At 70.9% G+C, this 21,955-nt stretch carries 19 protein-coding genes and 1 pseudogene; 16 read left to right on the plus strand and 4 right to left on the minus strand.

The annotated features are described in order from the left end of the window. Positions 1-5: 5 nt before the first annotated feature. Genes ACH5AF_RS28665 through ACH5AF_RS28685 form a run of 5 tightly spaced genes read left to right on the plus strand, consistent with a single transcriptional unit; the run spans position 6 to position 6,134 of the window. Positions 6-848, plus strand: a complete 843-nt coding sequence (locus tag ACH5AF_RS28665) for a nitrilase-related carbon-nitrogen hydrolase (protein ID WP_398905512.1) — start codon at positions 6-8, stop codon at positions 846-848. Beyond that, entirely contained in the window at positions 845-2,125 is a 1,281-nt protein-coding gene (locus ACH5AF_RS28670) for an aspartate aminotransferase family protein (protein WP_398905514.1), read from the plus strand. Before ACH5AF_RS28665 ends, ACH5AF_RS28670 begins: the two co-directional genes overlap by 4 nt. 37 nt (positions 2,126-2,162) lie before the next feature. Further along, complete coding sequence (gene hydA / locus ACH5AF_RS28675; protein ID WP_398905516.1) at positions 2,163-3,566, plus strand: dihydropyrimidinase; 1,404 nt, start codon at positions 2,163-2,165, stop codon at positions 3,564-3,566. A gap of 12 nt (positions 3,567-3,578) precedes the next feature. Beyond that, a complete protein-coding gene (locus tag ACH5AF_RS28680; RefSeq protein ID WP_398905517.1) occupies positions 3,579-4,580 on the plus strand; it encodes a TIGR03842 family LLM class F420-dependent oxidoreductase in 1,002 nt (333 codons plus the stop codon). 24 nt (positions 4,581-4,604) lie between these two features. Continuing rightward, positions 4,605-6,134, plus strand: a complete 1,530-nt coding sequence (locus ACH5AF_RS28685) for an NCS1 family nucleobase:cation symporter-1 (RefSeq protein ID WP_398905519.1) — start codon at positions 4,605-4,607, stop codon at positions 6,132-6,134. A 140-nt stretch (positions 6,135-6,274) separates the two neighbouring features. Here the strand turns inward: ACH5AF_RS28685 and ACH5AF_RS28690 are convergent, their stop codons facing one another. Beyond that, on the minus strand, positions 6,275-7,066 hold the full coding sequence (locus ACH5AF_RS28690) for an SDR family NAD(P)-dependent oxidoreductase (protein WP_398905521.1): 792 nt from the start codon (positions 7,064-7,066) through the stop codon (positions 6,275-6,277). Positions 7,067-7,121: 55 nt separating this feature from the next. On the opposite strand from ACH5AF_RS28690, the gene ACH5AF_RS28695 reads away from it, so the two are divergent. The 4 genes from ACH5AF_RS28695 to ACH5AF_RS28710 all read left to right on the plus strand — a co-directional run bounded on the left by ACH5AF_RS28695 (position 7,122) and on the right by ACH5AF_RS28710 (position 10,957). Further along, positions 7,122-8,552, plus strand: coding sequence for an amidase (locus tag ACH5AF_RS28695; RefSeq protein WP_398905522.1), 1,431 nt, complete (start codon positions 7,122-7,124; stop codon positions 8,550-8,552). 33 nt (positions 8,553-8,585) lie between these two features. Next, positions 8,586-9,296, plus strand: a complete 711-nt coding sequence (locus ACH5AF_RS28700; protein ID WP_398905523.1) for a TetR/AcrR family transcriptional regulator — start codon at positions 8,586-8,588, stop codon at positions 9,294-9,296. A 72-nt stretch (positions 9,297-9,368) separates the two neighbouring features. Further along, on the plus strand, positions 9,369-10,025 hold the full coding sequence (locus ACH5AF_RS28705; RefSeq protein ID WP_398905525.1) for a M15 family metallopeptidase: 657 nt from the start codon (positions 9,369-9,371) through the stop codon (positions 10,023-10,025). A 113-nt stretch (positions 10,026-10,138) separates the two neighbouring features. Further along, positions 10,139-10,957 (plus strand): inositol monophosphatase family protein, encoded by an 819-nt coding sequence (locus tag ACH5AF_RS28710; protein ID WP_398905526.1) that lies wholly within the window; start codon positions 10,139-10,141, stop codon positions 10,955-10,957. 110 nt (positions 10,958-11,067) lie between these two features. On the opposite strand, the gene ACH5AF_RS28715 is transcribed toward ACH5AF_RS28710, so the two are convergent. Beyond that, positions 11,068-11,862: a DUF4037 domain-containing protein gene (locus tag ACH5AF_RS28715; protein ID WP_398905527.1), complete on the minus strand. Its 795-nt coding sequence runs from the start codon at positions 11,860-11,862 to the stop codon at positions 11,068-11,070. Between the two features lie 86 nt (positions 11,863-11,948). Here ACH5AF_RS28715 and ACH5AF_RS28720 point away from each other — a divergent pair, with 86 nt between their 5' ends. Both ACH5AF_RS28720 and ACH5AF_RS28725 read left to right on the plus strand, forming a co-directional pair. After that, on the plus strand, positions 11,949-13,364 hold the full coding sequence (locus tag ACH5AF_RS28720; protein WP_398905529.1) for a phytoene desaturase family protein: 1,416 nt from the start codon (positions 11,949-11,951) through the stop codon (positions 13,362-13,364). Between the two features lie 364 nt (positions 13,365-13,728). Then, positions 13,729-13,863 carry a hypothetical protein gene (locus ACH5AF_RS28725; protein ID WP_398905531.1) on the plus strand — a complete coding sequence of 45 codons (135 nt, stop codon included), beginning with the start codon at positions 13,729-13,731 and terminating at the stop codon, positions 13,861-13,863. A 57-nt stretch (positions 13,864-13,920) separates the two neighbouring features. Here ACH5AF_RS28725 and ACH5AF_RS28730 read toward each other — a convergent pair whose 3' ends face one another. After that, positions 13,921-15,108: a thiolase family protein gene (locus tag ACH5AF_RS28730; RefSeq protein ID WP_398905532.1), complete on the minus strand. Its 1,188-nt coding sequence runs from the start codon at positions 15,106-15,108 to the stop codon at positions 13,921-13,923. 125 nt (positions 15,109-15,233) lie between these two features. Beyond that, positions 15,234-15,599, minus strand: a complete 366-nt coding sequence (locus ACH5AF_RS28735) for an acyl-CoA dehydrogenase family protein (protein ID WP_398905606.1) — start codon at positions 15,597-15,599, stop codon at positions 15,234-15,236. Between the two features lie 578 nt (positions 15,600-16,177). On the opposite strand from ACH5AF_RS28735, the pseudogene ACH5AF_RS28740 reads away from it, so the two are divergent. The 5 genes and pseudogenes from ACH5AF_RS28740 to ACH5AF_RS28760 form a co-directional block, all read left to right on the plus strand. After that, a pseudogene (locus ACH5AF_RS28740) lies at positions 16,178-16,499 on the plus strand (acyl-CoA dehydrogenase family protein); the annotation flags it as partial. A 317-nt stretch (positions 16,500-16,816) separates the two neighbouring features. Continuing rightward, positions 16,817-18,379, plus strand: a complete 1,563-nt coding sequence (locus tag ACH5AF_RS28745) for a long-chain fatty acid--CoA ligase (protein WP_398905534.1) — start codon at positions 16,817-16,819, stop codon at positions 18,377-18,379. Between the two features lie 89 nt (positions 18,380-18,468). Beyond that, the gene (locus ACH5AF_RS28750; protein WP_398905536.1) at positions 18,469-19,713 is read left to right on the plus strand and encodes an MFS transporter; all 1,245 of its coding nucleotides are present in this window, start codon (positions 18,469-18,471) and stop codon (positions 19,711-19,713) included. Between the two features lie 500 nt (positions 19,714-20,213). Next, the gene (locus ACH5AF_RS28755; protein WP_398905537.1) at positions 20,214-20,867 is read left to right on the plus strand and encodes a TetR/AcrR family transcriptional regulator; all 654 of its coding nucleotides are present in this window, start codon (positions 20,214-20,216) and stop codon (positions 20,865-20,867) included. A 558-nt stretch (positions 20,868-21,425) separates the two neighbouring features. Then, positions 21,426-21,578 (plus strand): DUF4180 domain-containing protein, encoded by a 153-nt coding sequence (locus ACH5AF_RS28760; RefSeq protein ID WP_398905539.1) that lies wholly within the window; start codon positions 21,426-21,428, stop codon positions 21,576-21,578. Positions 21,579-21,955 lie beyond the last annotated feature (377 nt).

Consider the following 21,955-nt stretch of genomic DNA (forward strand, 5'->3'; position numbering starts at 1 on the left):
AGCTCATGGCCCATGTCGTACGCGCCGCCCTCGTCCAGGCCACCTGGACCGGCGACACCGAATCCATGATCGCCAAGCATGAGGAACACGCCCGCGAGGCCGCGAGACAGGGCGCCAGGGTCATCGGTTTCCAGGAGGTCTTCAACGCTCCTTACTTCTGCCAGGTGCAGGATGCCGAGCACTACCGCTGGGCCGAGCCCGTCCCGGACGGGCCGACCGTCCGCAGGATGCAGGACCTCGCCCGCGAGACCGGCATGGTGATCGTGGTCCCGGTCTTCGAGATCGAGGGCGCCGGCTTCTACTACAACACCGCCGCGGTCATCGACTCCGACGGCAGCTACCTCGGCAAGTACCGCAAGCACCACATCCCCCAGGTCAGGGGATTCTGGGAGAAGTTCTACTTCAGGCCCGGCAACGCGGGCTGGCCGGTGTTCGACACCGCCGTCGGCAAGGTCGGCGTCTACATCTGCTACGACCGCCACTTCCCCGAGGGCTGGCGCCAACTCGGCCTCGCTGGCGCGCAGTTGGTGTACAACCCGTCCGCGACCCACCGCGGTCTGTCCTCTTACCTCTGGCAACTGGAGCAGCCCGCCGCCGCTGTCGCCAACGAGTACTTCGTCGCCGCCATCAACCGCGTCGGCATCGAGGAGTACGGCGACAACGACTTCTACGGCACCAGCTACTTCGTCGATCCGCGCGGCCAGTTCGTCGGCGACGTCGCCAGTGACAAGGAGGAGGAACTGGTGGTCAGGGACCTCGACTTCGACATGATCGAGACCGTGCGGCAGCAGTGGGCGTTCTACCGGGACCGCCGCCCCGACGCGTACGAGGGGCTGGTGCAGCCGTGACCGATCTGTATCGCCGCCACAAGACCGTCCTGCCCGACTGGCTGGCCCTCTACTACGACCGGCCCATCGAGATCACCCACGGCGAGGGCCGCCATGTCTGGGACGCGGACGGCAACCGCTACCTCGACTTCTTCGGCGGCATCCTCACCACCATGACCGCGCACGCGCTGCCCGAGGTCACCAAGGCGGTGAGCGAGCAGTCCGCCCGGATCATCCACTCCTCCACCCTCTACCTCAACCGTCCCATGGTGGAGCTCGCCGAGCGCATCGCCGGCCTCTCCGGCATCCCCGACGCCCGCGTCTTCTTCACCACCTCCGGCACCGAGGCCAATGACACGGCCCTGCTGCTCGCCACTGCCCACCGCCGCTCCAACCAGATCCTGGCGATGCGCAACAGCTACCACGGCCGGTCCTTCTCCGCGGTGTCCATCACCGGCAACCAGGCGTGGTCCCCGACCAGCCTGTCCCCGCTCCAGACGCTGTACGTGCACGGCGGCGTACGCACCCGCGGCCCCTACGCCGGGCTGTCGGACGCGCAGTTCATCGAGGCGTGTGTCGCCGACCTGGAGGACCTGCTCGGCCACACCCGCGACGTCGCCGCGCTGATCGCCGAACCCGTGCAGGGTGTCGGTGGGTTCACCTCGCCGCCCGATGGGCTGTACGCGGCCTTCCGCGAAGTGCTCGACCGGCACGGCATCCTGTGGATCTCCGACGAGGTGCAGACCGGCTGGGGCCGCACCGGCGAGCACTTCTGGGGCTGGCAGGCGCACGCGGAGAACGGGCCGCCGGACATCCTCACCTTCGCCAAGGGCATCGGCAACGGCATGTCCATCGGCGGCGTCGTGGCCCGCGCCGAGGTCATGAACTGCCTGGACGCCAACTCCATCTCCACCTTCGGCGGTTCACCCGTCACCATGGCCGCCGGCCTCGCCAATCTCGGCTACGTCCTGGAGCACGACCTCCAGGGCAACGCCCGGCGCGTCGGCGGGCTGCTCATCGAGCGCCTGCGGGCGATCGGTGCGGGCGTCCCCGCCGTACGGGAGGTGCGCGGCCGGGGCCTGATGATCGGGGTCGAGCTGGTGAAGCCGGGCACCGACGAGGCCGACCCCAAGGCGGCCGGCAAGGTCCTGGAGGCCGCACGTGAGAGCGGCCTCCTGATCGGCAAGGGTGGCGGACACAACACCAGCGTGCTGCGCATCGCCCCGCCGCTGACGCTCACCGTCGCCGAGGCGGAGGAGGGCGCGTCCCTCCTCGAACAGGCCCTGCGCGCCGTCTAGGGCCTGTCTTTCGGACCAGTCCACACGCGAGGAGACCATGAGCACCCGCACCCTGATCCGCGGCGGTCTCGTCATCACCGCCGCCGACGAGATCCACGCCGACGTCCTGATCGAAGACGGCCGGATCGCCGCACTCGCGGCCCATGGCACCGCCGCCGCCGAGTCCTGGACGGCGGAGCGCACCATCGACGCGACGGGCAGGTACGTCATCCCGGGCGGAGTCGACGCGCACACGCACATGGAGCTGCCGTTCGGCGGTACCTCCGCCTCCGACACCTTCGAGACCGGCACCCGGGCCGCGGCCTGGGGCGGCACGACCACTATCGTCGACTTCGCCGTTCAGTCGGTGGGGCGTTCCCTGCGCGAGGGCCTGGACGCCTGGTACGCCAAGGCCGACGGCCGGTGCGCCATCGACTACGCCTTCCACATGATCCTCTCCGACGTCAACGAGTCCTCGCTCAAGGAGATGGACCTGCTGGTGGAGGAGGGCATCACCTCCTTCAAGCTCTTCATGGCCTACCCCGGCGTCTTCTACAGCGACGACGGGCAGATCCTGCGCGCGATGCAGCGCTCCGCGTCCAACGGCGGCCTGATCATGATGCACGCGGAGAACGGCATCGCGATCGACGTCCTCGTCGAGCAGGCGCTCGCCCGCGGCGAGACCGACCCCCGCCACCACGGCGAGGTCCGCAAGGTGTTGCTGGAGGCGGAGGCCACGCACCGCGCCATTCAGCTCGCCCGGGTCGCCGGCGCGCCCCTGTACGTCGTGCACGTCTCGGCCGACGAGGCCGTCGCCGAGCTCGCCGCCGCCCGCGACAAGGGGCTGAACGTCTTCGGCGAGACATGCCCGCAATATCTGTTCCTGTCCACCGACAACCTGGCCGAACCGGACTTCGAGGGCGCCAAGTACGTCTGCTCCACACCCCTGCGGCCCCGGGAGCACCAGGCCGCGCTGTGGCGCGGACTGCGCACCAATGACCTCCAGGTCGTCTCCACGGACCACTGCCCGTTCTGCTTCAGCGGACAGAAGGAACTGGGCCGCGGCGACTTCTCCAAGATCCCCAACGGGCTGCCCGGCGTGGAGAACCGCATGGACCTCCTCCACCAGGCCGTCCTCGACGGGCACATCACCCGCCGCCGCTGGATCGAGATCGCCTGCGCGACCCCGGCCAGGATGTTCGGCCTCTACCCGAAGAAGGGCACCATCGCGCCCGGCGCCGATGCCGATGTCGTGATCTACGACCCGCACGCCGAGCAGACCCTGTCCGCCGAGACCCACCACATGAACGTCGACTACTCGGCGTACGAGGGGAAGGCGGTCACCGGACAGGTGGAGACCGTCTTGTCGCGCGGCGAAGTGGTCATCGAGCGGCGGCGGTTCACCGGCCGCGCCGGCCACGGCCTCTACACCCCCCGTTCCACCTGCCAGTACCTGAACTAGAAAGGCCACCTCGTGGATTTCGGACTCGTCCTGCAGACCGACCCGCCCGCATCCGCGGTCGTCGGGCTGATGCGGCGCGCGGAACGCAACGGCTTCCGCTACGGCTGGACCTTCGACTCCGCGGTCCTGTGGCAGGAGCCGTTCGTCATCTACAGCCGCATTCTGGAACACACACAGAAAATGACCGTGGGCCCCATGGTCACCAACCCGGGCACCCGGACCTGGGAGGTCACCGCTTCCACGTTCGCCACGCTCAACGACATGTACGGCAACCGCACCGTGTGCGGCATCGGCCGCGGCGACTCGGCGATGCGCGTGGCGGGCCGCGAGCCCAACACCCTGGCCCGGCTCGGCGAGGCGATCGGCGTGATCCGCGACCTGGCCGAGGGTCGGCAGGCGGTCGTCGACGGGCAGCCGATCCGCCTGCCCTGGGTGCGCGACGGCAAGCTGCCCGTCTGGATGGCCGCGTACGGGCCCAAGGCGCTGGCGCTCGCCGGGCAGAAGGCCGACGGCTTCATCCTCCAGCTCGCCGACCTGTTCCTCACCGAGTGGATGGTCAAGGCCGTGCGCGCCGCGGCAGCGGACGCCGGACGCGACCCGTCGGCCATCACGATCTGCGTCGCGGCCCCCGCGTACGTGGGCGACGACCTCCCGCACGCCCGCGACCAGTGCCGCTGGTTCGGGGGCATGGTGGGCAACCATGTCGCCGACCTCGTCTCCCGCTACGGCGAGCACTCCGACATGGTCCCCGAGGCCCTGACCGCGTACATCAAGGAGCGGCACGGTTACGACTACAGCCACCACGGCCGGGCCGGGAACCCCTCGACGGACTTCGTCCCCGACGAGATCGTGGACCGGTTCTGCCTCCTCGGTCCCGCCGAGGCGCACATCGAGAAGCTGAAGGCCCTGCGCGAGCTGGGAGTGGACCAGTTCGCCGTCTACAACATGCACGACGCGAAGGAAGCGACGATCGACGCCTACGGCGCGCAGATCATCCCCGCACTCACCAGATGAGCATCTGCTGAAAGGTCAGGCCGTATGACCGCGACCGTCCCGCCCGTGCCCCCCGAAGGACCCATAGCCGACCCGGCAGGACGCGTCGAACTCCCGCCGGGCGCCCTCCCCGCCGACGGCCGTTTCGTCAACGACGACCTGCTGCCCGTGCCCGTCGCACGCCGCCGCTGGACCACGTACAACTTCGCGGCGCTGTGGGTCGGCATGGCCCACAACATTCCTTCCTGGCTGCTCGCCTCCGGCCTCGTCGCGCTCGGCATGGACTGGAAGCAGGCGGTGTTCACCATCGCGCTCGCCAATGTCATCGTGCTGGCGCCGATGCTGCTCACGGGGCACGCCGGGCCCAAGTACGGCATCCCCTTCCCGGTGCTGGCCCGCGCCTCGTTCGGGCTGCGCGGCGCCAACCTGCCCGCCATGATCCGGGCGGCGGTGGCCTGCGCCTGGTTCGGCATCCAGACCTGGATCGGCGGCCAGGGCATCTTCGTCCTGCTGGACAAAGTGTTCGGCGGCTGGGCCGAGGCGTCGAAGGTCGGGGGCCAGCCGTGGACGCTGTGGGTGTGCTTCGTGCTGTTCTGGACACTTGAACTGGCCATCGTCTACCGGGGGATGGAGGCCCTGCGCCGCTTCGAGAACTGGGCCGCGCCGTTCGTCATCGTCGGCGCCCTGGTGCTGCTGGCCTGGATCGCCAACAAGTCGGGCGGTCTCGGGCCGCTGCTCGACCAGCCCTCGCGGCTCGGCTGGGGCGCGGACTTCTGGCCGGTGTTCTTCCCCTCCCTGATGGGAATGATCGCCTTCTGGTCGACCCTGAGCCTGAACATCCCCGACTTCACCCGCTTCGGCGCGGGCCAGCGCGCCCAGATCTGGGGGCAGACGCTCGGGCTGCCGACCACGATGACGCTCTTCGCCCTGCTGTCCGTCTTCGTCACCTCCGGCTCGCAGGCTGTGTACGGCGCTGCCGTCTGGGACCCGGTCGCGCTCGCGGCCAGGACGGACAACGTCTTCGGCCTGGTCTTCGCACTGGTGACCGTGCTCGTCGCGACGATCTCCGTGAACATCGCGGCGAACGTCGTCTCACCTGCGTACGACCTGGCGAACCTGGCCCCGAGGCTCATCAACTTCCGTACCGGCGCACTGATCACGGGTGTCGTCGGGGTGCTGATCATGCCGTGGAAGCTGACCGCGACACCCGAGCTGTACATCTTCACGTGGCTCGGCCTCGTCGGCGGAATGCTCGGCACCGTCGCCGGTATCCTCATCGCCGACTACTGGCTGGTGCGGCGCACCGTCCTCGACCTCCCCGCGCTCTACACGCCCGGCGGACGCTACTGGTACACCGCCGGCTGGAACCTGCGCGCGGTCGCCGCGTTCGCGGTGGGCGGCGTGCTCGCGGTGGGCGGCTCGCATTCGGCGCCGGGGAAGGGGCCCTTCCCCGAAGACGGGCTGATCCCCTTCCTCAGGCCGCTCGCGGACTACGGCTGGGCCGTGGGTCTGCTGACCTCGCTGCTGGTGTACGTGGTCCTGACGGGCATCAACGGGCGGCGAACAGCGGCGTGAGCGCGGCGTCCGGCCGGTCGCGGGCCCGAGACCTCACACACCGAGGAATACGCGACAGCCGATTACGCCAGGTCGCCAGCTCGACGTCCCCGACCGGTCGCGTGCGGGGCGACCGCGGCAAGGGCCATCGACAACCGTGCTCAGCGCCGCGACCGCTGTGCGGACACCACCTGCCGGAGCGTCCTGTCGGCCATGCCGCCCCGCTGCATCCGTTCAGCGAAGCCCGGGAACTGTCCGGCGATCGCGCCCAGAAGTCTCAACTCCAGCGGAGCGACGTTGATCTCGGCCACATCGCGTTCCACCGCCCGCATCACCCCGGCCACCACCTGCCGCGGCGAGACCGTGCGGATGCCGGCCGGGGGTTTCGCGCCCGTCGCGGCGAACATGCCCGTGTCCCGTACGAAGCCGGGCTGGACGATCGAGACCCCGACACCCGTGCCGTGCAGGTCCTGGCGCAGCCCGAGAGCGAAGCCCCGCAGTCCGAACTTGGTGCCGCTGTACAGCGAGGCGGACTTCGTGGCGGCCTTGCCCGAGATCGAGCCGACGAAAGCCAGGTGGCCCCGGCCCGCCTCGACCATGGCGGGGGCGAGGAGGCGGGCGAGCATGGCGGGCGCGTGCAGGTTCACGGCGAAGGCGCGCTCGACCTGCTCAGGGGTGTATTCGAGCAGGTCGCCGCTGGAGGGCAGTGCGGCGTTGGCGATCAGGAGGTCCGTGCCCGCGGCCTCGTCGGCGAGGCGGCGCACATCGTCGGGTTGGGCCAGATCGGCGACGACCGCACGCGCGCCGTGGCGCTCGGCGAGCGGCCGAAGGGCGTCGGCGCGCCGCCCGGTCACGGTCAACCTGGCGCCCCGCGCGGCGAGTTCGGCCGCGAGGGCGCCGCCTATACCGCCGGTCGCCCCGGTGAGCAGAACGGTTGCTCCGGTGATCCGCATCTGGTTACCCTCCAGTTCTGTTCGTTCGAACGAACAATAGAGAGGCGGGGGCAGCGTGTCCACAGACCCATTCGGCGGACTCGTCGAGCACGTAAGGGCTTTGGCGGCGGGCGAGACCACGTCCGAGGCTCTCGTCACGGGCGCCCTCGCCCGTATCGAGGCCACGCAGGGCAGCGTCAACGCCTTCCGCACCGTGCGCGCCGGGGCCGCGGTCGAGGAGGCACGCGCCGCCGACCGCAGGCTCGCGGCGGGGGACAGGCTGCCGCTTCTCGGCGTGCCCGTCGCGGTCAAGGACGACACCGACGTGAGCGGGGTGCCCACCTACTTCGGCTGCGCGGGCGACATCCCACCCGCGGCCGAGGACGGTGAGGCCGTACGGCGGCTGCGGGCCGCGGGCGCCGTGATCGTCGGCAAGACCAACTCGTGCGAGCTGGGCCAGTGGCCGTTCACCGAAGGGCCCGCCTTCGGCGCCACCCGCAACCCCTGGGCCGATGGACATACCCCCGGCGGATCCTCCGGCGGCTCCGCGGCAGCCGTCGCCGCCGGACTGGTGCCCGCCGCACTCGGCTCCGACGGAGCCGGATCCATCCGCATCCCGGCGGCCTGGACCCACCTCGTGGGCATCAAGCCGCAGCGTGGCCGCGTCTCGGTCCACCCGTACAGCGACTGCTTCCAGGGCCTGACCGTCAACGGCCCGCTCGCGCGTACCGTCGCCGATGCCGCGCTGCTGCTCGACGCCGCGTCCGGCCCGCACCCCGAGGAGGCGTACCGTCCCGCCGCGATCGACGCGTCGGCGGCCGCCCGCCGCGAACCGGGACCGCTGCGCATCGCCCTCGCGCTGCGCCCGCCGCTCACCCTCACCGGCACCCGCCCCCACCCCGAGGTGCGCCGCGCGGTCACCGCACTCGCCGACTCCCTGGCCCGCCTCGGCCACCGCGTCGAGGAGGCGCGTCCCCGCTACGGACTCATCGGACTGAGCTTCCTGCCCCGCGCCGCGACCGGCATCGCCGAGTACGCCGACCGGCACCCCGATCCCGCCCTGCTCGACCCACGCACCCGGTCCGCCGCCCGCTCCGGTCACCGGCTCGCCCGCCTCGTGCGGGCGGCGCGAGCGCGCGAGGTGGCCCAGCAGCGCAGGATCGGCGCGTTCTTCGGCAGCTACGACGTCCTGCTCACGCCCGCCACGGCCGCCCCGCCGCCCCGCATCGGCGACTTCGACGGGCTCTCCGCCCGGCGCACCGACATCGGCATCGCCGCTGCCTGCCCGTACGCCTGGCCCTGGAACGTGCTGGGCTGGCCCGGCGTGGCCGTGCCCGCCGGGTTCACCGCCGACGGACTGCCCATCGGCGCCCAGTTGCTGGGACCGGCCGGCAGCGAGGAACGGCTGATCTCCCTCGCCGCCCAACTGGAGGACGCCCTGCGGTGGTACGAGAAGCGTCCGCCCTCCTCCTACGGCCTGGCGGCGTCGGCCGGGACCACCCCGTGACCAGCGGGAGCGCGCCAGTGGGACAATGACGCCATGCCAACCGCCCCTCGCTCCGCCGCCACCCGGCAGCGCATCATCGAGGCCGTCCTGCACATCATCGGCAGGGACGGGGTCGCGGCGGTCACCAACCGGCGGATAGCCAAGGAGGCCGGTGTCTCGCTGGGGTCGGTGACGTACCACTTCGAGACCCAGCACCACCTGCTGCGGGAGAGCCTGCTGCACTTCGTCCGCGAGGAGACCCGGCGTTTCACCGCACTCGCCGACCAGTGCCGCAGCGAGTGCGTCGACATCGCGGGCGCGGCCGCGCTCGCGGGACGGGTGGCGGGCGGCATCGGCTTCGACAGCGAGCACATCGCCACGTTCGAGCTGTACGTCGAGGCCGGACGGGACGAGCGGCTTCGGGAGGCCGCGGCCGAAGCGTTCGCCGCGTACGACCGGCTCGCCGCCCAGATACTGACCGGCCTCGGCGTCCCGGACGCCGAGCGGTACGCGGCGACGACCGTCGCCCTCGTGATGGGCCTCCAGCTGCGCCGGCTGGCCACCGGTGGTCCGGCCGAGGACCTGGTCGACGCACTGCTGCTGCTCGCTCGCGGCGCGGTGGGGGAGGGTGCGGTCGGCGACGGTGCGGTCGGCGAGCGCGCGGTGGGGGAGGGTGCGGTCGGTGACGGTGCGGTGGGGGAGGGTTCGGTCGGCGAGGGCGGCGCCCTCGCGGATGGCGCGCTCGTGCCACCGGCCGGGCGGTGAGGCCCGTCTGATGCGGCCGTTCGATGCGGGCCGTCTGATGCGGTCTGGACCCCACAAAATTACCCTGAAAGGGTGCATATCGCTCGCCGATGCGCCCCGCCCGCCCTCGCCCTGGGGCTGGCGCTCGGTCTTCTGCCCGGCCACGCCGTCGCAGGGGAAGCGCCCCGGCTCGCCGCCATCGTGCGGGACGTGCCGCAGGACAGGCTCGGCGCGAGCCACGAGCCCGGCTGCCCGGTGCCGCCGGAGCGGCTGCGCCTGATCACCATGAACCACTGGGGCTTCGACGGACGTGTCCATCGCGGGGAACTGATCGTCCATCAGGAGGCCGTGCGTCCGGTGCTGCGCGCCTTCGGGAAGATCTTCGACGAACGCTTCCCGATCCGGCGCATGCGCGTCATGGCCGAGTACGACGGGAGCGACGCGCGCGCCATGGCCGACGACAACACCTCCGCCTTCAACTGCCGCGGGGTGACGGGCGACGCCGGCCACCTGTCCCGCCACTCCTACGGCGACGCCGTAGACATCAATCCCCTGGAGAACCCGTACATGGACCGCTCCGGCGCCGTCCACCCTCCGGCCGCCGAACGCCACCTGAAGCGGACCCCGGCCACCAAGGGGCTGATCATGCCGGGCGACGCCGTCACCCGGGCCATGGAGAGCGCCGGCTGGCAGTGGGGCGGCAGCTGGTCACCGCGGGACTACCAGCACTTCTCCGCCGACGGCACCTGAGGGCCCCGCCCCCATGGCCGCCGGACGGCGGCGAACCCCGGCGGAACGCCGGGTTACGGGGCGGGGCGCCGAGCGACTCCCGCGATGTCAGCCGGGCGTGATTGGCTGGTGGCATGATCGATGAATTTCTGACCGGTGATCTGTCCGACGTCGAGGAGGCGCTCCGCAAGGCGGCCGCCGCCGAGATCACGCCGCGCTTCCGGCAGCTCGCCGAGCACGAGATCGTCGAGAAGAACGGCCCCCACGACCTCGTCACCGCCGCGGACCGGCTCGCCGAGGCGCATCTGACCGCCTCGCTGACCGCCCTGCTGGCGGGCTCCGTGGTCGTCGGCGAAGAGGCGGTGCACGCGGACCCGGCGGTTTACGAGGCGCTGCACGGCGACGCCCCCGTGTGGATCGTGGACCCCGTCGACGGCACCCGCCAGTTCGTGCACGGCGAGCCCGGCTTCTGCACCCTGGTCGCGCTCGCGCACCGCGGTGAGGTCCTCGCCTCCTGGACGTACGCGCCCGTCACCGACGAGCTCGCCGTCGCCGTGCGCGGCGGGGGCGCGCGCCTGGGCGGCGAGGCGCTGCACTCCGGCGCGCCCGCCCCCGGCGCCGTACTCGACGTGGCCATGTCCCACCCGGACTACACGACCCCCGAGCAGAAGCGCGCGCTGCTCGGCCTCGGCGTGCCCGGGGTGCACGCGCGACCGTGCGGGTCGGCGGGCCTTGAGTACCTGGCCGTCGCCAGGGGCGCGCTGGACGCTGTCGCCTTCTCGTGGGAGTACGCCTGGGACCACGCGGCCGGGCTGCTGCTGGTCACGGAGGCGGGCGGCGCGCATCTCACCCTGACCGGCGAGCCGTTCCGCGTCACCGGCGGCAACACCCTGCCCTTCACGGCCGCCCGTGACGAGGCGACCGCGCGGCGCATACGGGAGCTGCTGACCTGAATCGTCGCGCGCGGTGCGGTCGGCAGCGATGCGACATGTCGCGCGCGGTGCGGTCGCCCCCGGGGCCTCGGGCGTCGTCCGGTCCCGGCCCCGTCCCCCGGCCGCTGGAGTCAGGTCAGCAGCGACCTGACCTCCCGCACCAGTTCACCCGCCGACGTGACCGCCGCCGCGTCCAGGCCGGTCAGCGCCGACGACACACGCGCGGTGAAGTCCCCGGGGACGCCCGGGAGCGCGGCGGCGGCCGCAAGTGCGCCCTTCTCGTTCAGGCACCACACCCGGTGATACGCGTGCAGCGACTGCACCAGCACGCCGAACGCCCGGGCCAGGCACAGCGACACGTGCAGGGTGTCGCCCGACCCCACCGACCTGCGCGCCGCCGCGACGGAGAACTCCGCCTCCCACGCCGCCCGGACCAGGGCCGTGCGCAGCGGCTCAGGGTACGTCCTGGTCTGCGCCCGAATCTCCGTCAACTCACCTGTGGGGTCCGCCAGTACGCGGCACAGCGCCGCCTCGCCCGCATAGGCCGGGGACCAGAAGCCCAGCGGATGCCCCGGTTGCACACCCGTCTCGTACCGCCCGGCCCGGCAGTCGGCCCACACCCGTTCCAGCCGGTCCAGATCCCGCAGGATCCAGTCCACCGGCACCCCGTCCACCGTCAGCCAGGCACCGCCGTCGACCCACGGCCCCCAGCCGCCGGGTCCGGCGACCTCCACCGGCTCGCCGGTCAGCTCGGACGCGAGCGCGGCGAGGGCCGGGACATCGGGTTCGCCGCGGTAGTAGAGCCCGAGGTCCCAGTCGGAGTCCGGCCGGTGGGCGCCGCGCGCCCGGCTGCCGCCGAGCGCGACCGCGCGGATGCCCGCAACGGCTGTGAGCCGCCGGGCCATCGACTCGATCACGGTGTCCATCGGGACGGAAGGTACCCCGGCTCGCACGGTCGGTGCCCCGGAATATCCTGGGGGCTCATGGCCTCGGCTGACAAAGGAGTCCGAAGGTGCCGTCGATGCTCGATGCCGTCGTCGTGGGGGCGGGCCCCAACGGACTGACCGCCGCGGTCGAACTGGCCCGCCGTGGCTTCTCCGTTGCCTTGTACGAGGCCCTGGACAGCGTCGGCGGCGGTGCGCGCACCGAGGAGCTGACCCTCCCCGGCTTCCGCCACGACCCCTGCTCCGCCGTGCATCCGCTCGGCATCGGATCACCCGCGTTCGCCGGTATGCCGCTCGCCCGGCACGGCCTGGAGTGGCTGCACCCGCGGCTGCCCCTCGCGCACCCGTTCCCCGACGGCACGGCCGCGATCCTCAGCCGATCGGTGGGCGAGAGCGCCATGTCCCTCGGCGCCGCCGACGCGGGCGCCTACCGCCGGCTGATCGCGCCCTACCTCGGGCACTGGGACACCCTTGCGGCCGACTTCCTGCGCACCCCCTGGGACGGGCTGCCCCGCGCCCCGTACCGCTTCGCCCGCTTCGGACTCGACGCGATCCGGCCCGCGTCCTGGCTGGCCCGCCGCTTCGAGGGCGAGAAGGGCCGGGCGCTGCTCGCCGGGCTCGCGGCGCATTCCATCGCGCCCACGAGCGGTGTCGCCACCGGTGGCATCGCCCTCATGTTCGCGCTCGCCGCGCATGAGGTCGGCTGGCCGGTGCCGCGCGGCGGCTCCCAGGCCATCTCCGACGCGCTCGCCTCCTACCTGCGGGAACTGGGCGGCGAGATTCACACCGGCACCGAGGTCAGGCGCCTGGACGAACTGCCTCCCGCCCGCGCGTACGTCTTCGACACCTCGCCGACGGCGCTCGCCAGGATCGCGGGACTCGGCCACGCGTACTGGCGCTACCGGTACGGCGCTTCCGCGTTCAAGATTGATTACGCCCTGTCGGGGCCCGTGCCCTGGACCGCAGAGGATGCCCGCGAGGCCGGGACCGTGCACATCGGCCCGACCGCGCGCGAGATCGACACGGCCCTGCGGAGGGCGGTCGAAGGCCGCGATCCCGAGGTGCCGTTCCTGATCACGGCGCAGCCGAGCCTGATCGACCCCACCCGGGCCCCCGACGGCAAGCACGTGCTGTGGGCGTACGGTCATGTGCCGGCCGGCTGGGAGGGTGACGCCACCGAGGCCGTCGAACGACAGCTGGAGCGGTTCGCCCCCGGCTTCCGCGACCTGGTCCTTGCCCGGGCCGTCGCCGGCCCGCCCCAACTCGCCGCGCGCAATGCGAACTACGTGGGCGGTGACATCGCCTGCGGCGCTTTCGCGGGCCTCCAGACCGTGCTCCGCCCCAAACTGGCCCGCGTCCCCTACGCCACCGCGCACCCCGCCGTCTTCCTGTGCTCGTCGGCGACCCCGCCCGGCCCTGGAGTGCACGGCATGTCCGGTCATCACGCGGCGAAGGCGGTGTGGCGGCGGCTCCGGGCCGAATGATCGCGGCCGCGCGGGCGGCGAGGGCGATGATGGCGGGCATGACTTCGAGGCCGGGAGCGGTGCCTCTGTCGGGAGGCGCTGGTCTCGGTCATGCAGGTGCCCGCCCGCCCGCTGGTCTGGCGGGCCCGATGGCCGGATCGAGCTGCTGCCGTCGCGGCGTGCGCTGCGCTCGCCGCACCGTCCGGCCGGAGCAAGCCTGGAGATGCGGGGCCGGCCGCATTCGAACGGGGCAGCTCGGGGGCTACTGCGACGCCGTTGACAGACCTGCTGGCCGAGGTTGTTTCCAGAGTTCGCCAACCATTTCCAAGAGGCCACGGTTGTCAAGGCGATCCGCGCCGAGGCCGGCACCGCCGGTGCCGTAGACATGCACGAACTCGCAGACCTGCGCGGCAACACCACGGAGTTCGTGCGCAATGTGGAGGCACTCGACGAGGTCAAGAGAACCGCCGCACAGCCAGGAAACGGAGACGGTGTCACAACCATGCGTCGGACCGACTGAGCGGGACCGTCAAGCGGCCCCGGTGACAGAGCGCCCACCGTAGAGTCAGGCCGAGTGTCAGCCGCGGGTGACGACCACGGCGCTGCCCTGGCCGACGCCGACGCACATGGTGGCCAGCCCGCGGCGTGCGCCGGTGCGGCGCATTCGGTGCAGCAAGGTGGTGAGGATGCGGGCACCGGAGCAGCCGAGGGGGTGGCCTAGCGCGATGGCACCACCGGTCGGGTTGACCAGCTCCCGGTCGATGCCCAACTGGTCCATACAGGCCAGTGCCTGGGCGGCGAAGGCCTCATTGAACTCGGCCTCCTCGATGTCGGCGATGTCCCAGCCGAGCCGGGCCAGCACCTTGCGGGTGGCGGGGACCGGGCCGATGCCCATGGTGTCGGGGTGAACCCCGGCGCTGGCGCCGGCGGCGTAACGGCCCAGCGGCTCCAGCTCCAGTTCGCGCAGCGCCTCCTCGCTGACCAGCAGCAGCCCGGCAGCGCCGTCGTTCATCGGGGAGGCATTCCCCGCGGTGACGCTGCCGTCCGGGCGGAAGACCGGACTGAGGGAGGCGAGGCGCTCGGCCGTGGTGTCCTCGCGGATGCCCTCATCCGCGGTGACGACAACCCTGTCGGGCCGGGTGACAGGCAGGATCTCGGCGTCGAAGAGGCCGTCCTTGCGGGCGGCGGCGGCGCGCTGGTGGCTGCGCAGGGCGAAAGTGTCCTGCTCTTCGCGGCCGACACCATAGCGCTCGGCGACCTCCTCGGCGGTCTCGCCCATGGAGAGCACTCCGTGCAGCTGGTGCATACGCGGGTTGGTCAGCCGCCAGCCGAGCCGGGTGTCGTACGTCTCGATCTTGTGCGGCAGCGCCTCGTCCGGGCGCGGCAGTACGAAGGGGGCGCGGCTCATCGACTCCGAGCCGCCGGCGACAACCACCTCGGCCTCACCGGCGGCTATGGTCCGAGCGGCGGCGATGACCGCCTCCATGCCCGAGGCGCACAGCCGGTTGACCGTGGCTGCGGGCACGGACTCCGGCAGGCCGGCCAACAGCACGGCCATCCGGCCGACATTGCGGTTGTCCTCGCCGGCCTGGTTGGCGGCGCCCCAATAGACGTCGTCGATACGGACAGGATCCAGGGCGGGCACATCGGCGAGCAGGCCTTTGATGACGGCTGCGGCGAGATCGTCAGGGCGGACGGTGGACAGGGCGCCACGCAGCCGGCCGATGGGGGTGCGGCGGGCGGCGGCGAAGTACACGGGGCGCACGGGGACTCCTGGTTTGGGTGGACGGTGGCGGGTGTGGAATGGGCAGCTGGACCGATGGGGTCGACACCAGTGAAGGCGGCTGCGATGAGGGGCTTGGGGATCTGGCTGGTGCCCTCGCGGAAAAGTCATCTCGCGGGCGCCTTGCCCACCGGGTACGTGTCGTTGCATCCCTGGCCGCCGAAGATCTGGAGCGCGTTGCTCGCGCAGCGCACCGCGGCCTCGCTCGCGCGGGTCGGCGAACCGGTACAACTGCCACCGCGGCTCGGTGGCGCGAGGCAGCCCGCGGCCGATGTGGTCGGCGCCCTGCCGCCTCGGCAGCCGGGCGGTGCCGAGGCGACCGCGGTCTCCTCGATCACCTTCTGGAGCGGCTGGTGCCCGGCCACCGGCGTGCCGAACTGCTTGCGCTCCGCCGCGTGCCGCACGGCCGCCTGCAGGGCGGCCCGGACCACGCCGACACAGCTCTGCGTGAACGACATCCGGCCCTTGGCCAGGTCGCGCCGGCAGCATGCTCCGGTGTGAGGTCAAGATCCATGGGGGTACACCTCGCAGTCGGGTGTAGGGGAGCGCGCCGAGGGGGAGCCGCACCGTCCAGTCTTTAACTAGCACTGCAAGTTTTATGGGGACTGTAGCCCGTGTCGCACCCGGCTGTGAAGGGGGGCATCCCGAGTGCCCCCTCGAAGCGCGTACGGCCTGACCTTCTCTGTCCGGCCCGGGCGGTAGTCGCAGTGGCTGGCGGCGCTCCGCGCCTGCGGCGCAACGTCTCACCGCAGAGGCCACGGCACAGGCGCCGCCACCGAGTTCGCCGCGGCGTCGATGAGACAGGCAGGCGACCACGGCAAGGACGTGGCCGTGGAGCACATGGCAGCCGCAGCCCTGCCTCGCGGCCCGGGCTGCGCGCCTCCGCCGGCTCGGCATGCGCGCCCCGCGCCCTGGGGGGCCCGATTTGTCCGACTCTCGAGGCCGGGCCCCATTCGTGGGTCTCGGCGATCTCGTGGCTGCCCCTCTTGCGGCGGACCGCGTGGGCGTGCCAGCCCCCGAATCGATCGGTGATCGATTCGGGGGGAACTCCATGGATTTGTGCCTCTCCCTGGAACAGGCCGCGGCACGGGAACCGCTCGTGACTTCGTGGACCGGGATGTCGTCCCGTATGCCGCTCAGTGGGACCGCGAGGAGTGGATCGACCGCGGGATCGTCCGGAATCTGGGCGACGCGGGCTTCCTGGGGCTGACGGTCCCCGAGGAGGACGGCGGCTCCGGCGGCGACCACATGACCTACTGCCTGATCACGGAGGAGCTGGGCCGGGGGGCTCCTCGGTGCGCGGGGTCGTCTCGGTCTCGCTCGGCCTGGTCGCCTGCGTCGGTGTGTCGTTCGGGGCTCGGTCCACGTCCCGCATTTCACCGACGGCACGGAGAATCCGCAGCTTCTCGGCACCCCCTTGTAACCGATCGGCGATCGGTTTACGCTGCGGCAACAACCGAACGCCGATCGGTAGCCCACCGAGTGCCGCCGACGTCAGAGAGCGCGGTTCACGACCCTTACCGCGCCGCCGCCGAACCCGTCCCCCTCGCGTGTCCGGCGTCGCCGACTCGCCGAAGCGCCCGCAATGCGGCGCTCCGAGCTTCGTCAGGCCGCCGGGCCCGGAACCCATGTCCGCCAGTCCTTCGCTGACCCCATGTCAGCGCTCTTGTGTGATTGAGCAGGAGACCTTATGACAGCCTTGTCGCTCGCGGCGACGCTCGCCGAACCCGCTCGCCGCTCCCCCGGCAGTCTCGCCCTGGTCGAAGGCAGCGTCCGCCTGACCTACGGCGAGTTGTGGGCCCAGGCCCTGCGCTACGCCGCCGCGCTACGGGAACTGGGCGTACGCCCCGATGACCGTGTGGCGTTGCTGTGCCCCAACACGGCGGACTTCGTTCGCACCTACTACGCCATCCTCGCCCTCGGCGGTGTCGTCGTGCCGGTGCCGACACTGCTCAACGCCGACGAAGCCGCGTACATCCTCCGGCACTCCGGCGCCCGAACGCTCGTCGCTGAGGTGAGCCACCTCGATCTCGGCCGGAAGGCGGCGCAGGCGGCGGGGATCCCCCTCCTCCCCCTCGGGGACGATCGCAACAGCGGGTCGTTGGACGCACTCGCAGCTCCGGCCGACCCGCTGCGTACGTACGCCACCCGGCTTACCGACGACCCAGCCGTCATCTTCTACACCTCCGGCACCACAGGCCGCCCCAAGGGTGCCGTGCTCACCCACTTCAACTTGGTCATGAACGCGACGGTCAATGCCTACGACGCCAATGGGCTGCGGCCTGACGACGTCGTGCTCGGCTGCCTTCCGCTGTTTCACACCTTCGGTCAGACCGTGGCCATGAACGCGACCTTCCGGGTGGGCGCAACGCTCGTGCTGCAGCCACGGTTCGAGCCGGACGGCGCCATCGCCCTCATGCGGGACGAAGCGGTCACCGCGTTCTACGGCGTACCGACGATGTTCATCCGGCTCCTGGACAGAGCGGCCGGCCAGACGGAGCTTCCGAAGCTTGGCATGTGCATCTCCGGTGGCGCGTCACTGCCGGTCACGGTCCTTGAGCGCTTCGGGAAGACCTTCACCACCACCGTGTATGAGGGTTACGGGCTGTCCGAGACCTCGCCGACCGCGAGTGTCAACCAGTCCGCGTACGGGACGCGGCCCGGCACCGTCGGCCATCCCCTGTGGGGCGTTGAGGTGGAGGTCGCGGACGCCGAAGTCGAGGGCTCCGTCGAGCTGCTGCCGCACGGCGAGACGGGCGAGATCGTCATTCGCGGTCACAACGTCATGGCCGGTTATCTCGGTGACCCGGAGGCCACCGACGCCGCCATCGTCGACGGCTGGTTCCGTACCGGCGACATCGGGCGCAAGGATGCCGACGGGTTTCTCTCGATCGTCGACCGCAAGAAGGATCTCATCATCCGCGGTGGCTTCAACGTCTACCCCCGCGAGGTCGAAGAAGCCCTGATGCGCCACTCCGACATCGCCGAGGCAGCCGTCATCGGCATCCCCGACGACGAACGCGGCGAAGAGATCTGCGCCGTTGTCGTGCCGCGGTCCGGCCGCCGCATCGATCCTGACGCCCTCATCGCATGGACCCGCGACCGGTTGGGCCGCCACAAGTACCCCCGTCGCGTCGAGGTCGTCGACCATCTGCCGCTTGGCCCCAGCCACAAGGTGCTCAAGCGGGAACTGCGTCGCCAGTTCACCAAGCAAGCCACCCCCCGAGCCGCCGAAAGGACCGTCACCCCATGACTGCCCAGAGCACCAGGACAGACCCACAGAAACCAACCGACACAGCGCCGGTTCCGCGCTCCGAGGTACGCCGCGCGGCCCTCACCGCCATGGCCAGTTCCGCCATCGAGTGGTACGACTTCTTCATCTACGGCACGGCCGCCGCGCTTGTGTTCAGCACAAAGTTCTTCCCGTCGTTCAGCCCCGTGGCCGGAGTGCTCGCGGCTTTCGCGACCTTCGCCATCGGCTTCGCCGCGCGCCCGCTCGGGGGCATCGTCTGCGGCCACTACGGCGACAAGTACGGCCGCAAACCCGTTCTGGTGGCGACACTCATCATCATGGGTGTTGCGACCACGCTCATCGGTCTGCTGCCCACCTTCTCGGTGATCGGGATCGCTGCACCCATCATGCTGGCGCTGCTCCGCTTCGCTCAGGGCCTGGCGGTCGGAGGGCAGTGGGGCGGTGCGATGCTCGTCGCGACCGAGTACGCACCGCCTGGGCGAAGAGGACTGTACGGCAGCTTTGTGCAGCTCGGCGTGCCGATCGGCCTGATCCTCGGCAATCTGACCTTTCTCGTCATGTCCAGCGTGGTCGCCAAGGAGGACTTCGCGGCGTGGGGATGGCGGGTGCCGTTCCTGTTCAGCGTTGTGCTGATCGCGCTCGCCATGTTCGTCCACAAGCGGCTGGAGGAGACACCCGCGTTCCAACGCGCGGAGGAGCGACTGTCCGAGAGTAAAGAAGCCCGGCGGCGTTCGCCGGTGCTGGAGGTGCTGCGCTCCCAGCCCAAGCAGATCCTTCTCGCAGCCGGCTCGTTCCTCGTCGTCAATGCGGCCTTCTATCTGATGGTCACCGGAATGCTCGACTACGGCAACAGGCACCTGGGAATGAGCAAGAGCACCGTGCTCACAGCCGTGCTGCTGGGCAATGCCGCCCAGCTCGTCGCACTCCCGTTCTTCGCGGCCCTCTCGGACCGCGTGGGCCGTCGCCGCGTCTACGCGGCCGGGGTCGTGGGCTTGGGCATCTGGGCGTTCCCGATGTTCCAGCTCGTCGACACCAAGCAGTTCCCGCTCGTCGTCCTGGCCATGGTCGGGGGCATCACGTGCCTGTCGGCGGCGTACGGTCCGCAGGCGGCGCTGTTCGCCGAGATGTTCAGCGCCGAGGTGCGCTATTCCGGCGCCTCCCTCGGCTACCAGATCGCCGCGGTGCTCGGCGGTGGTCTGGCACCGTTCCTGATGGTTCTGCTGCTGGAGACCACGCACACATCGATGTCGATCTCCATATACGTGGCGGTGATGGCGGCCGTCGCTCTGCTCTCGCTGTGGCGGATCAAGACGGTCCGCGATCCGTCGGAATAGCCGTCGCATCCACCTGGTGGGTTGTGGACACGGGACGGCCACCGCGGGAAGCTCCGAGTACGACCACGTGCTGGGGGGTGCGGTGGCCGTCCAGCGGGTGTGCACTGAGTGCTCCCTCGGCCCTGGCTGTCCCCTCGCCGGCATCTGGGCGGGCGGGCAGCCCATGGTCGCCGACCGCGTACTCATGGCTGCCCGTGCAGCCACTGCGCGGACCGCCCGCTCAGCACCATCCGAGGACCCGCACCGCACCATCCCGCGGTCAAGTCGAACCGATGAACGGTTTGACAGCAGAGACGCGCTTGCCGGAGCCGGTTCAGCCCAGCCCGGTCCGCCGCGCCCGCCCTGCCTCCGGTTCGGACCGAGCATCCCAGGAGCGGCCTGCCGTGACCCGCGCAGGTCCGCTGTTCGAGTGACCTTCCCACCCTGCCCTTGTGTGTAAGGTGAGGTCAGAAGCGGGGCACTGGGGGTAACCGACCGCGACACGACCTGGGGGTGCATCGGTGGGCCGGCCGACCAAACCGATTCTCAGCCGGGAGCGCATCTGCACATCGGCGCTGGCCATCGTGGACGAGGAAGGGCTCGCCGAGCTGTCGATGCGCAAGCTCGCCCGAAGCCTCGGGGTCCAAATCTCCTCACTCTATGAGCATGTGAAGACCAAGGACGATGTTCTCCACGAGGTCGCGAACACCATCATGGCGAACGTCGATGTCTCGGGCTTCGAAACCGGCGACTGGCGTCATGGAGTGGCGTCCTGGGCACGGTCCTATCGCGCTGCGCTGGCCGCCCACCCCAACATCGTTCCGTTCCTGGCCTATGGACCGGCACATCGTGAAGCGTCCTTGCGGCGCGCCGACACCGTACACGGCGGTCTGGTGGCCGGAGGCTGGCCTCCCCGGTACGCCACGATGATCGGAGCCTCGACCAAGTACCTGGTGGTCGGTGCCGCGATGAGCTCCTTCGCCGGAGGATTCGACGACGATGTCCAGGTCTACGTCGACCGATACCCGCACCTGGCCGGAGCGCACCGTTTGCGCGAGCATGCCGAAGGGATCGACCAGGACAGCTTCGAACTCGCCCTGGAGATGTTCCTCGACGGTCTTACGGCACTGCACTCCCGGGTTGCCGCGCCGGCGAAGGATTCCGAGAAGTCCTGACGGTCTGACGCAATTCCATTCCATGTTCAACGTGGCGGCGCTGCTTTGAGGATGGCGGCGGACAGGGTTCCTGCCGCCCCGCCGCCGCTTCCTCTGGCGGGGACGACAGCGGCGACAGCCATATCACCGGCGAAGGCGGCGAACCAGCTATTGGGCTGCTCCTGCCCGTCGACCTCAGCCGATCCCGCCTGAGTCTCCGCCGACGCAACGGCTTTGTCGCTGACGTATCCGAAACCCCGGCAGGGTGACCCGAACACAGGCCAGCCAGCCCGAGCAGTGGGCTTCCCGTCGGGGCTCGCGTTCCCGCCGCCAGGCAGCAGCGATCAGTGAAGGGTTCGATCAACGTCGTTCAGCACGACGCCGACCAGGGCGTGCACTGCAGAGGGCCTGGCTCGGCCCGGCGACCTCGTAGCGGGTGACGACGACGAGGCCGAGCAGGACGACGAGTACGACGATGCCCACCACAGCGGTGAGGACAGGGCTGAACTTCGCCGTAGCCGTCCCCCGAAGTGGCGGTGACGACCGAACCCGAAGTGCCGGTCAGGTCCTCGCCCCGCGGTGCGGGCACGGCACCGTCGCGCCGTCATCTCGCGGCACCTGGAGGCCAGTTCCACCCTGCGGGCCCTTGTCCACGAATCGAGCCGGTCCGACCACGTCTGGTTCGTCCCTGATGTCGACACCCTCGACTCCCTTCTGAAGGCCATGGCCTGAGCCGGGCCGGTCAGGACGCGCGCGACGGCGCCGGCGAACCGTTGTCCCGAATGTCGCCCCAGTCGCTGATCACTGCGATCCGGGGGCGCCGCAGCTTCGAATAACCAGTGAGGGCGTTGCCCTGGTTCGCGCCGTCTGCCGTCTGGAGGGACCGTGATGCCTGGCTCTTCCTCCGGGTGCTCGTCGCGCAGGTGCGTCACCCTGCCGTTCGCAATGCACACACCGGTTGTGTCGCCCGGCGCGTCACGACGCGTGGCTCGACGGGCGGGACATGTCGCCCGAGCAGCGCAGCGACGCGGTGCTCATCGTGTCAGGGCCGGTCACCCATACGGTGCGGCACGGGCGCAGCCGTTGCACACCGACCGACCTGGGCGGGG

Origin of the sequence: Streptomyces sp. NPDC018833, from assembly GCF_044390825.1 — a bacterium.
GTDB lineage: Bacteria > Actinomycetota > Actinomycetes > Streptomycetales > Streptomycetaceae > Streptomyces.